Raw genomic sequence first — 10,706 nt, forward strand, 5'->3', positions numbered from 1 at the left:
CGCGCCGGCAACGGCTTCGAGGAGGCGCTGGAGCAGATCCTTCAGGTGGTGCGGCTGGGCCTGGTCCCGGACGGGGAGCGGCTGCCGGCCGAGCGGGTGCTGGCGGAGCGGCTGGGGATCAGCCGGGTGACGCTGCGCGAGGTGCTGAAGGTGCTCCAGGACCAGGGTCTCGTGGAGTCCCGGCGCGGCCGGTACGGCGGCACGTTCGTGCTGCCCCGGCCGACGGACGCGGGCGGGTCCGAGCTGCGGCGGCGGATCGCCGAGGTCGACATCGAGGACGTGCTGCGGTTCCGGGAGGTGCTGGAGGTGGGCGCGGCGGGCCTGTGCGCCGCGCACGGCCTGCCGGACGCGCGGGCGGACCGGCTCCGGAGGGCGTTGGCGGGCACGCGCGACGCCCCGCTGGCCGAGTACCGCCGCCTGGACACCCTGTTCCATCTCACGCTGGCGGAGCTGTCCGGTTCACCGACGCTGGCCGCGCAGTACGCGGCCGTCCGGGCGTCGGTGAACGACCTGCTGGACTGCATCCCGCTGCTGGTGCGCAACCTGGAGCACTCGCAGCGGCAGCACACCGCGCTGGTCGAGGCGGTGCTGGAGGGGGACGCCGACGGGGCGCGGGAGATAGCGCGCGAGCACTGCGCGGGGACGGCGGCACTGCTGCGGGGCTTCCTGGCGTGACACGCCTGCGGCGGGGACAGTGATACCCGCGGTCCGGGCAGCGGTCCGGTGTGGGGGTCCTTGCGGGTTCGGAGCGGGACTCCACCCCCGAGGCAGCGCAAGCTCCGGAGCGGGGCCCCGCGCACGGGTCGGCGGAGGCTCCGGCGCGGGCTTCGGCGCTGGGGTCTTGCGCTCCGCCGTCCGCGCCGGGAAGGCATGGACCCACAAAGGTCCGGATCTGCCCCATTGCCCACTTCCTCGCCTCCGCCGCCCGGGCGGCGCACATCGCGGCGGTGGCGTACTTCGGCCCGTACGGCCGCGGGCATCCGGTGGCGAAGGCGCCGGGGAAGAGTTCGCGGCGCCGGCGGCGGCCGGGGCAGAGTTGTCCCGGGACCGACGGGACGGGGCCGCACGGGACCGGGCAGGACCGGACCGGTGCCGGAGACGGAGGAGCACGGCATGACGGCCAGGCCGCTGATCGGCATCAGCACGTACGAGGAGTCCGGGGTGCGGTGGGGCGCGTGGCAGATGGACGCCGCACTGCTGCCCGTCGGGTATCCGCGGCTGGTGCAGCGGGCCGGCGGGCTGGCCGTGATGCTCCCGCCGGCCGCGCCCGAGCACGCCGCGGCGACGGTGGCCAGGCTCGACGGGCTGGTCGTCGCGGGCGGCCCGGACGTGGAACCGGTCCGCTACGGCGCCGAGCCCGACCCGCGCACCGGGCCGCCCGACCGGGCCCGGGACGCCTGGGAGCTCGCCCTGATCCGGGCGGCGCTGGACCGCCGGGTTCCGCTGCTCGGGATCTGCCGGGGCATGCAGCTGCTGAACGTCGCCCTGGGCGGCACCCTCGTCCAGCACCTCGACGGCCACCGGGGGGAGCCGGGGGTCGTCGGCCGGCACCCGGTCGAGCCGGTGCCGGGCACCCGGTACGCCGACGCCGTCCCGGAGGAGACCTCCGTACCGACCTTCCACCACCAGGCGGTGGAGCGCCTCGGCGAGGGCCTGATCCCGTCGGCGTACGCGCGGGACGGGACGGTCGAGGCGGTCGAACTCCCCTCCCCCGCTTGGGTGCTGGGCGTGCAGTGGCACCCGGAAATGGGCGATGACCCGAGGGTCGTACGCCACCTGGTCCAGGCGGCCACGGCAACCTGAGCCGCCCCGGCCCGGCGGCCACCCGGTGCCCGGCGCGCGAGGTGCTCAGCCGCGGGTCAGGGTCAGCAGGTCGCGGGCCGGGCCCGTGGGGCGGTGGCCGGTCGGCCAGACCGCGCGCAGTTCGCGGGCCAGGGCGATGCCGTCCACGGGAACGCGGATGAGGCGGCGCATCGCCAGCTCCTCCCCGACGGCCAGTTCGCTGAGGACGGCCGGGCCCGCGCCGCTGACCGCCGCGGCCTTCACCGCGGTCGTGGAGGACAGTTCGATCAGCGGGCGGGCCAGGCCGCCCAGCGCGGTGTCCAGGACCTGCCGGGTGCCGGATCCCTTCTCGCGCAGGATCAGCGAAGTGGCCGCCAGTTCCTCGGCGGCGAGCGGCCGACGGCGGCGGGCCCAGGCGTGGGACGGCGCCGTCACCACGATCAGGCGGTCGTGGGCGATCACCACGGAGTCCAGGCCCGTGGGCACGGTCAGCCCTTCCACGAAACCCACGTCCGCCTCGTCCGCCAGCAGCCGCTGCGCGACCGTCGCGGAGTTCCCGGCCAGCAGGGACACCGCCGTGTCCGGCCGCTGTGCGCGCAGCGCGAGCAGCCAGCCCGGCAGCAGGTACTCGGCGATCGTCATGCTCGCCGCCACCCGCAGCCGTGAGTCCCGGCGGTCCCGCAGCGCCTGCGCGCCGGCGTCGAAGGCCTCCGCGGCCTCCACGATCCGCCGTGCCCAGTCGGTGACCAGCGCTCCGGCGTCGGTCAGGCGCGATCCGCGCGGTGAGCGGTCCACCAGCGCCACACCGAGCTGCCGTTCCATGGACCGGACCCGGCTGCTGGCAGCGGGCTGGGTGATGCCCAGCTCGCGCGCCGCGCCGCCCAGGCTCCCGACCCGCGCCACCGCCAGCAGCAGCTCCAGCCCCCCGAGGTCCGGCACCCGGTGGGCGAGGGTCCCCGCGGTCACCGGCCGATGTCCCGCATGGTCGTCCCTCGTGCTCATCACGCCAGCTTATGTCGCCCGGTGCTGTCGGCGGCCCGCCGCTCGCAGTGCCCGGGGCAGCACCGCCGCCGCCTCGGCCAGCGACGGCCCGTACCAGGTGAGGTGCCGGCCGCCGACCAGGGCGCAGGGCAGTCCGGGGAAGGCGTCCGGGCCGTCGTCGGCGGTGAAGCGGTACGGCTCGTCGGGCAGCACGACGAGGTCCGGGGCCGCCGCGCGCAACTCGTCCAGGGGTACGCGGGGATAGCGTTCCGGGTTGTCCGCGTAGAGGTGGTCGACGCCGAGGCGGGACAGCAGGTCGCCGGCGAAGGTGTCGCGGCCCAGCACCATCCAGGGCCGCCGCCAGACCGGCACGACCGCGGTACGGCGGGCCGCGGGGGCTGCCACGGCGTCCCAGGCGGCCTCGGCCTCGTCCAGCCACCGAGGCCGGGTCACCACACCGCACGCCGTGAGCACCCTGGCCAGCTCGTCGAAGGCCTGGGGCAGCGTCCGCACCTCCGTCACCAGCACCTCGAGGCCCGCCGCGCGCAGGGCGTCGAGGTCGGGGGCGCGGTTCTCCTCCTCGTTGGCGATCACCAGATCGGGGGCGAGGGCGGTGATCAGGGGGACCTTCGGGTTCTTCGTGCCGCCGATCCGCGCCACGTCCAGGCCGGCGGGGTGCGTGCACCAGTCCGTGGCGCCGGCCAGGGCGCCGGGAGCGGACAGCGCCACGGCCTCGGTGAGCGACGGGACGAGGGAGACGATCCGCGGGGAAGTCACCGGCGCTGCTTGTCCCGGACCGCTTCGATGTGCTCGGCGACGGCGACGACGATCAGCCGGGTCTCCGGGACCGTGGCCCGCCACCGGTGCCGGACGCCTCCGGTGAGGTACAGGGTGTCGCCGCGGCCGAGGCGGTAGGCGCGGCCCTCCGCCTCGATCTCCACGGCGCCGTCCGCCACGTACATCAACTGGTCGTTGCGGAACTGGAATTCGCGCCCGGCGTCGTGGTCGCCGGTGAACTCGGAGGCGTGCATCTGGTGGTGGCCCCGCACCAGGGACCGGACGCGGGGTTCCGGCAACGGCTCGGTGCCCTCCGCGCGGACGACGTCGACACTGCACGCCGGGTCGGCGGCGGCGAGGAGTTCCACGGCGGTGGTGCGCAGGGCGTCGGCGACCTTCTCCAGGGAGCTCCGGCTGGGGCGCGCGCGCTCGTTCTCGATCTGGCTCAGGAACGGGACCGACAGGCCGCTGCGCTGGGCCACGACGGCAAGCGTGAGGTCCAGCGCACGGCGTCGCCGCCGCACGGCCGCGCCCACGCGCAGCGGCTGTTCTTTGTGGTCGCCCATCGCTCCGGCTCCCTCCTTCGCCCGTCGTCCCGTGCCGGTGCCCCGTCGTCCCGGCGCACTCCTGCTGTTGAGCTGTCTGCACCCTACGCATGTTCGGCAAACCGTTTCAGGCGCCTGTCATGTCGTCCTCCTGTGCGCTCGCGCACGACCCCACAGTTCACGCCAGCCGATGCTCGGGTCCTCCGGTTCCCTGTGCGCAGGATGCGGGGTGTTTCCGCCATTGTCGCCCGAAGAGGGGCGAGAGGTCACGGCGAGGGCCTGGAGACCCAGGGAGGGCATAGCACTGCGTGATTGGCCGGATTCTTACCGTGTTCCCGTCGGGCCGCATGCCCGTTCCGGTCGTGTGCCCGTTCCGGTCGTGTGTTTGTTCCGGTCGCGTGCCCTGTGCGGCGGCGGGCCCGTTGCCGCCGTGGGCCCGTGGTGGCGGCGAACACTGTCCGGCTTGCCCCGCACATGTTCCGAGGGGCGGGCCCGGTCCCGCTGTCAGGTGCGGAACCGGGCCCGCCCCTCGGACGAGCGGTGCGAGGTCACCACGGCGACCGGTGATCACCGTGGTGACGTCGCCGTCACTGCGGGGTCATGCGCCCCACCACGTCGGGGTGCTCCTCGAGCCAGGCGGCGACGGCCGCCTCCTCCTTGCCCTGGCCCCGGTCCTTGATCTCCTTCTCGAGCGTGCCGAGTTCGTCCTCGCTCATCGTGAACCCCTTGATCCACTTCGTGAGTTCGGGGTACTGCTCGGGGAACGCCTTGTTCGCGATGGTACGGATGGTGTTGCCCTCACCGAAGAGCTTCTTGTCGTCCTTCAGCTTGGTCAGCTCGTACTCGCTGTACGACCAGTGCGGCGACCAGAGGGTGACCGCGACGGGCTCCTTCTTGGAGTAGGCGCGCTTGAGCTCGGCGAGCATCGCCGGCGTGGAGCCGTCGACGACCTTGTACTCCTTGTCCAGGCCGTAGCCCGGCAGGACCTTGTTCTTGAGCAGGTCCATCTGGCCGGTGCCCGGTTCGATGCCGATGATCCGCCCGTCGAACAGGTCGGCCTTGCCCTTGAGGTCCTCGAAGGACTCGACGCCCTCGACGTACGACGGGACGGCGACGTCCAGGGAGGTCGGCTCGTACCAGGTGCCGAGGTCGACCAGTTCGTCCTTGCTCTGGTCCCAGAAGTTCTTCTGGGCGTGCGGCAGCCAGGCGTCGAAGTTGAGGTCGATGTCCCCGCTGGAGAGGCCGGTGTAGACCGGGCCGACCTCCATCTGCTTCAGGTTCATCCGGTAGCCGCGCCGCTCGAGGACGTTCTTCCACAGGTAGGTGATCGCGATGTCCTCCTCCCAGGGGAACCACGCGACGTTCAGCGGGCGCTTCGCCTCGGCCGGGTCGGCGGTGGCGGCAGCAGCACCGGACTTCACCGGCGCCAGCTTGTCGACGACGTCCGGGTGGTCCTTGAGCCAGGCGCGGACGGCGTCCTGCTGCCTGCCCTTGCCGGCCTTGTTGATCTCGGCCTCCAGGCTGGTGAGTTCCTCCTCGGTCATCGAGAAGTCCTTCATCCACTGGCCGACGACGGGGTTCTCGGCGGTGAAGCCCTTGCGGGCCAGGGTGTGCACGCCGTCGCCCTCGCCCCAGGTGCCCTTGGGGTCCTTCAGCTTCTTCAGGTCGTAGTCGCTGTACGCCCAGTGCGGTGACCAGAGCGTGACGACGACCGGTTCCTGCTTGCTGTAGGCGCGCTTGAGCTCGGCCAGCATCGCCGGCGTGGAGCTGTCGACGACCTTGTACTCCTCGTCCAGGCCGTAGCCCGGCAGGACCTTGTCCTTGAGCAGGCCCATCATCCCGGCGCTGGACTCGATGCCGGTGATCTCCCCGCCGAAAGTGCCGGCCTTGCCCTTGAGGTCCTCGAGGGAGTCGAAGTCCTCCATGTAGGCGGGCACGGCGAGCTCGAGCGTCGTCTCCTCGTACCAGGTGCCGAGGTCCTCGAGCCTGTCGCCGTACTTCTTCCAGTACGCCTCGTGGGTGGTGGGCAGCCACGCGTCCGTCTGGAAGTCGATGTTGCCCTGCGCGAGCGCGGTGTAGAGCGGGCCCGCGTCGAACTGCGTGGCCTCGACCTCGAAGCCCCGCTGCTCGAGGACCTCCTTCCACAGGAAGGTGGAGGCGACGCCCTCGTCCCAGGGGATGTAGCCGATGGAGATCTTCTTGCCGTTGCCGACGTTCTCGGCGTCGGCGACGGTGTCCGTACCGCCGCTCTTGCCGTTGCCGCCGAAGATGCTCATGCCGCCGGCCACCAGGGCCAGGACGACGACACCGATCACGGCGACCTGCGGGCGCGGCCGGTAGGACCAGATCTTCAGTCCCTGCGCGGCGCGGGCCTTGGCGGCGGCGCGGCGGCCGAGCGGCGACACCTGGGTGCCCAGGGCGCTGGTCATGCGGTCGAGGTAGATCGCCAGGATGACGATGGCGAGGCCGGACTCGGCGCCGAGCCCGACGTTGAGCTGGCCGATGGCCTCGATGACGGCGCCGCCGAGACCGCCGGTGCCGACCATGCCGGCGATCGCGGCCATGGACAGGCCGAGCATGATCACCTGGTTGACGCCCGCCATCACGGTGGGCAGCGCCAGCGGCAGCTGGACGCGCAGCAGGGTGTTGCGGGGCGTGGTGCCGAACGCCTCGGCCGCCTCCACGAGGTCCTTGTCGACCTGGCGGATGCCCAGCTCGGTCATGCGCACGCCGGGGGCGAGCGCGAAGATCAGGGTGGCGACGATGCCGGGGGCGGGGCCCGTCCCGAAGAAGAGGATCGCCGGGATGAGGTAGATCATCGCGGGCAGCGTCTGCATGAAGTCGAGGATCGGGCGCACGAAGGCGCTGACCCGGTCCGAGCGTGCCGCCCAGATGCCCACGGGCACGGCTATGACGAGCGCGATGACGGTGGCGACGATGACCAGGGCCAGCGTCACCATCGAGTCGTCCCACAGTTCGAGGGAGTCGATGAAGGCGAATCCCACGAAGGTGAGCACACCGGCGACGGCGCCGCGCAGCCAGAAGGCGATCACCGCGAAAATACCGGCGAGCAGCAGCGGCTCGGGCGCCTGGAGGACGGCGTTGACGCCGTCGTAGGCGCCGGTGAAGACGGTCTTGAGGAAGTCGAACAGCCAGGTCACGTTGGCGAGCAGCCAGTCGACTGCGCTGTTGACCCCTTCGCCGAGCGGAATCCTAGGCACGGGCCAACACCTTCCCGCCCTCGCCGCGCGAGGAGTCGCAGGCGCCGGGGGCACCGTCCTCGTCACCGAGGAAGCCGACGAGCCGCTGCCGGGGCACTACGCCGATGACCGTGCCCTCGCCGTCGAGGACGGCCACGGGGTGCGCCGTGCGGGCGCTCATCGCGCACAGGTCGGTGAACGGCGTCTGCGCCGTCGCGGTCTCGCAGGCGCAGTCCGCCTCGTCGCCGCGCACCTCCTGCTCCATCACGGCGCCGGCGGTCAGCACCCGGGAGCGGTCGACGTCCTGGGTGAAGGAGGCGACGTAGTCGTTGGCGGGGCGGATGAGGATGTCCTGCGCGGTGCCGATCTGCACGATGCGGCCGTCACGCATCACCGCGATGCGGTCGCCCAGGCGCATGGCCTCGTTGAGGTCGTGCGTGATGAAGACGATCGTCTTCTTCAGCTTCTTCTGCAGCTCCACCAGCTGGTCCTGCATGTCGCGGCGGATCAGCGGGTCGAGCGCGCTGAAGGACTCGTCCATCAGCAGCAGGTCGGCGTCGGTCGCGAGCGCGCGGGCCAGGCCGACCCGCTGCTGCATGCCGCCGGACAGTTCGTCGGGCCAGGACCGCTCCCAGCCGGCCAGGCCACACAGGGCGAGCGCCTCGTCGGCGCGGCGTTCGCGCTCGGCGCGGGGCACGCCCTGCACTTCCAGGCCGTATGCGGCGTTCTCGCGAACGCTGCGGTGCGGGAAGAGCGCGAAGTGCTGGAAGACCATGCTGATCTTCCTGGAACGGACCTCGCGCAGCTCGCGGTCGGACAGCGCGGTGAGGTCCTGGCCGTCGAAGCGCACCTGTCCGGCGGTCGGCTCCGACAGGCCGTTCAGCATGCGCAGCAGGGTGGACTTGCCGGAGCCGGACAGGCCCATGACGACGAAGATCTCGCCGGGTTCCACGGTGAACGAGGCGTCGATGACGGCTGCCGTGGTGCCCTGGGCGCGCAACTCCTCACGGTCTGCCTCGTTCTGGCGCAGTCTCTCGACCGCCTGGCCCGGTCGTCTGCCGAACACCTTGTACAGATGTTCGGCTTCAAGCCTCGTTGACACGCGTACCTCTTGACTCGACGGCAATGGAAGGGAGCGGCGCCCGTCGGGACGGTTCAGGCGTTCCTGACAGTTGAACCTGCAACCGGCGCCACTCCGGGGCCGCGCCTCCCCGCTTTCGCCGGTCGCAAACGCATACGTGTCCTGCCTCACAATCGGACCGCCCCGCCCGAGGGGCGACTCACGCTTCGAGGACCGCCTCGCACGACGGGCGTCGCGTCCCGCCGCCGCGGTCCCGCGGCTGCGGCTGCGCCTGGACTGCGACTGGACTGCGACTGGACTGCGACTGCGACTGCGGGGCACTGTCAGCGGCGTGCGGCATGATGCGGAACGTGACCGGACGACTGATGCTCCTAGACACCGCCTCCCTCTACTTCCGCGCCTACTTCGGCGTCCCGGACTCCGTCAGGGCCCCGGACGGCTCGCCGGTGAACGCCGTGCGCGGGCTGCTCGACTTCATCGACCGCCTGGTCAAGGACCACCACCCGGACGATCTGGTGGCGTGCATGGACGCCGACTGGCGCCCGGCGTGGCGGGTGGAGCTGATCCCCTCCTACAAGGCGCACCGCGTGGCCGAGGAGCGCCCCTCGGGCCCCGACGAGGAGGAGGTGCCCGACACGCTGTCCCCGCAGGTGCCGGTCATCGAGGCCGTTCTGGACGCCGTCGGCATCGCGCGCGTGGGTGTGCCCGCGTACGAGGCGGACGACGTGATCGGCACGTTCACCGCGCGGGCGCGCGGTCCGGTGGACATCGTCACCGGCGACCGCGACCTGTACCAGCTGGTGGACGACGCGCGCGGCGTGCGGGTGCTGTATCCGCTCAAGGGCGTCGGCACGCTCCAGATCACCGACGAGGCCGTGCTGCGCGAGAAGTACGGGGTGGACGGCGCGGGGTACGCGGATCTGGCGCTGCTGCGCGGCGACCCGAGCGACGGCCTGCCGGGGGTGCCGGGGGTGGGCGAGAAGACGGCCGCCAAACTGCTGGCCGAGTTCGGCGACCTGGCCGGGATCCTGGCGGCGGTCGACGATCCGAAGGCCAGGCTCACCCCGACCCAGCGCAAGCGCCTCACCGAGGCCCACCCGTATCTGGCGGTCGCCCCGAAGGTCGTCCGGGTCGCGGACGACGTCCCGCTCCCGGAGGTCGACACGACCCTGCCACGGACTCCGCGCGACCCTGACGCCGTACGGGAACTGGCGGCCCGCTGGGGCCTCGGCGGCTCCCTGGAGCGGCTGCTGACGACCCTCGCGCGGTAGGGGTCACCGCCGTGCGCCCAGGTAATCGCCGGACGGAGGTGTTAACTTAGGTAAACCTAACTGAGTGACAGGGAGACCCCACATGGCACAGCGACCGGGACGCCAGCCGCGCAGGCCCCACTCCGGGCAGGTGCTCCGCACCGAGCGGCTGACCCCGCACATGCAGCGGGTGGTGCTGGGCGGCGAGGGTCTGGCCGACTTCACGGCGGACACCTGCACCGACCACTACGTGAAGCTGCTGTTCCCCGCCGAGGGCGTCACCTACCCGGAGCCGTTCGACATGCAGCGGATCCGCGAGGAGTTCCCGCGCGACCAGTGGCCGGTGACCCGGACGTACACCGTGCGCCACTGGGACGCCGAGCAGCGCGAGCTGACCCTGGACTTCGTGATCCACGGCGACGAAGGACTGGCCGGTCCCTGGGCCCGGCGGGTCCTGCCGGGCGAGACCGTGTTCTTCACCGGTCCCGGCGGCGCCTACGCCCCCGACCCGAGTGCCGACTGGCATCTGCTGGTGGGCGACGAGAGCGCGCTGCCCGCGATCGCCCGCTCGCTGGAGGCCATGCCGAGCGGGGCCGGGGTCTACGCCTTCGTGGAGATCGAGGGGCCCCAGGAGGAGCAGAAGATCGACTCCGAGGTGGCGGTCACCTGGCTGCACCGGGGGGACCGTCCGGTCGGCGAGGCGCTGGTGGAGGCCGTGCGGGGGCTGGAGTTCCCCGAGGGCCGGGTGCACGCCTTCGTCCATGGCGAGGCGCACTTCGTGAAGGAGCTGCGCCGTCTGCTGCGGGTGGAACGGCAGATCGCGCGCGAGGACCTCTCGATCTCCGGCTACTGGCGGCGCGGTCACAACGAGGACGGCTGGCAGGCCTCGAAGCAGGAGTGGAACGCGCGGGTCGAGGCGGAGCAGGAGAAGACGGAGTCGTCGGCCGCGGCCGGCTGAGCCGCCACCGGGTCACCGCCGAGCCCTCACTGAACCACCGCTGGATCCCCGTCGGCCCGCTGACCCGGCCGAACCGGCATCCCGGGGTCCCGGTCGGCACACCCGGGGACGCCGGTCGGGTGAACCCCGGCC

9 protein-coding genes are annotated in these 10,706 nt (G+C 72.3%); 4 read left to right on the forward strand and 5 right to left on the reverse strand.

The genetic code is table 11. From position 1 onward, the window contains the following. Together AOK11_RS24525 and AOK11_RS24530 are read left to right on the forward strand one after the other, a co-directional pair. A partial coding sequence (locus AOK11_RS24525; RefSeq protein WP_055595901.1) for a FadR/GntR family transcriptional regulator occupies positions 1 to 675 on the forward strand: 675 nt, incomplete at its 5' end. A 438-nt stretch (positions 676 to 1,113) separates the two neighbouring features. Next, a complete protein-coding gene (locus AOK11_RS24530) occupies positions 1,114 to 1,803 on the forward strand; it encodes a gamma-glutamyl-gamma-aminobutyrate hydrolase family protein (RefSeq protein ID WP_055595909.1) in 690 nt (229 codons plus the stop codon). A gap of 45 nt (positions 1,804 to 1,848) precedes the next feature. Here the strand turns inward: AOK11_RS24530 and AOK11_RS24535 are convergent, their stop codons facing one another. The 5 genes from AOK11_RS24535 to AOK11_RS24555 form a co-directional block, all read right to left on the reverse strand. Beyond that, positions 1,849 to 2,784 (reverse strand): LysR family transcriptional regulator, encoded by a 936-nt coding sequence (locus AOK11_RS24535; protein WP_055595902.1) that lies wholly within the window; start codon positions 2,782 to 2,784, stop codon positions 1,849 to 1,851. 9 nt (positions 2,785 to 2,793) lie between these two features. After that, positions 2,794 to 3,540: a helical backbone metal receptor gene (locus AOK11_RS24540; RefSeq protein WP_055595903.1), complete on the reverse strand. Its 747-nt coding sequence runs from the start codon at positions 3,538 to 3,540 to the stop codon at positions 2,794 to 2,796. Continuing rightward, complete coding sequence (locus AOK11_RS24545; protein ID WP_055595904.1) at positions 3,537 to 4,106, reverse strand: helix-turn-helix domain-containing protein; 570 nt, start codon at positions 4,104 to 4,106, stop codon at positions 3,537 to 3,539. The genes AOK11_RS24540 and AOK11_RS24545 overlap by 4 nt, the downstream gene beginning before the upstream one ends. A gap of 566 nt (positions 4,107 to 4,672) precedes the next feature. Then, on the reverse strand, positions 4,673 to 7,306 hold the full coding sequence (locus AOK11_RS24550; protein WP_055595905.1) for an ABC transporter permease/substrate binding protein: 2,634 nt from the start codon (positions 7,304 to 7,306) through the stop codon (positions 4,673 to 4,675). Continuing rightward, the gene (locus AOK11_RS24555; RefSeq protein ID WP_055595906.1) at positions 7,299 to 8,387 is read right to left on the reverse strand and encodes a quaternary amine ABC transporter ATP-binding protein; all 1,089 of its coding nucleotides are present in this window, start codon (positions 8,385 to 8,387) and stop codon (positions 7,299 to 7,301) included. Before AOK11_RS24555 ends, AOK11_RS24550 begins: the two co-directional genes overlap by 8 nt. A gap of 320 nt (positions 8,388 to 8,707) precedes the next feature. On the opposite strand from AOK11_RS24555, the gene AOK11_RS24560 reads away from it, so the two are divergent. Both AOK11_RS24560 and AOK11_RS24565 read left to right on the forward strand, forming a co-directional pair. Next, on the forward strand, positions 8,708 to 9,637 hold the full coding sequence (locus AOK11_RS24560; protein WP_240497476.1) for a 5'-3' exonuclease: 930 nt from the start codon (positions 8,708 to 8,710) through the stop codon (positions 9,635 to 9,637). An 82-nt stretch (positions 9,638 to 9,719) separates the two neighbouring features. Then, positions 9,720 to 10,574, forward strand: a complete 855-nt coding sequence (locus tag AOK11_RS24565) for a siderophore-interacting protein (protein ID WP_055595908.1) — start codon at positions 9,720 to 9,722, stop codon at positions 10,572 to 10,574. The last annotated feature ends 132 nt before the right edge of the window (positions 10,575 to 10,706 follow it).

It is taken from the genome of Streptomyces hirsutus, from assembly GCF_001418415.1.
GTDB classification, from domain to species: Bacteria; Actinomycetota; Actinomycetes; order Streptomycetales; family Streptomycetaceae; genus Streptomyces; species Streptomyces hirsutus.

Bases quoted from the DNA above. Each gene is read 5' to 3' on its own strand.
- AOK11_RS24530 (WP_055595909.1), top strand. From the start codon at position 1,114: ATGACGGCCAGGCCGCTGATCGGCATCAGCACGTACGAGGAGTCCGGG.
- AOK11_RS24535 (WP_055595902.1), bottom strand. From the start codon at position 2,784: ATGAGCACGAGGGACGACCATGCGGGACATCGGCCGGTGACCGCGGGG.
- AOK11_RS24545 (WP_055595904.1), bottom strand. From the start codon at position 4,106: ATGGGCGACCACAAAGAACAGCCGCTGCGCGTGGGCGCGGCCGTGCGG.
- AOK11_RS24560 (WP_240497476.1), top strand. From the start codon at position 8,708: ATGCGGAACGTGACCGGACGACTGATGCTCCTAGACACCGCCTCCCTC.
- AOK11_RS24565 (WP_055595908.1), top strand. From the start codon at position 9,720: ATGGCACAGCGACCGGGACGCCAGCCGCGCAGGCCCCACTCCGGGCAG.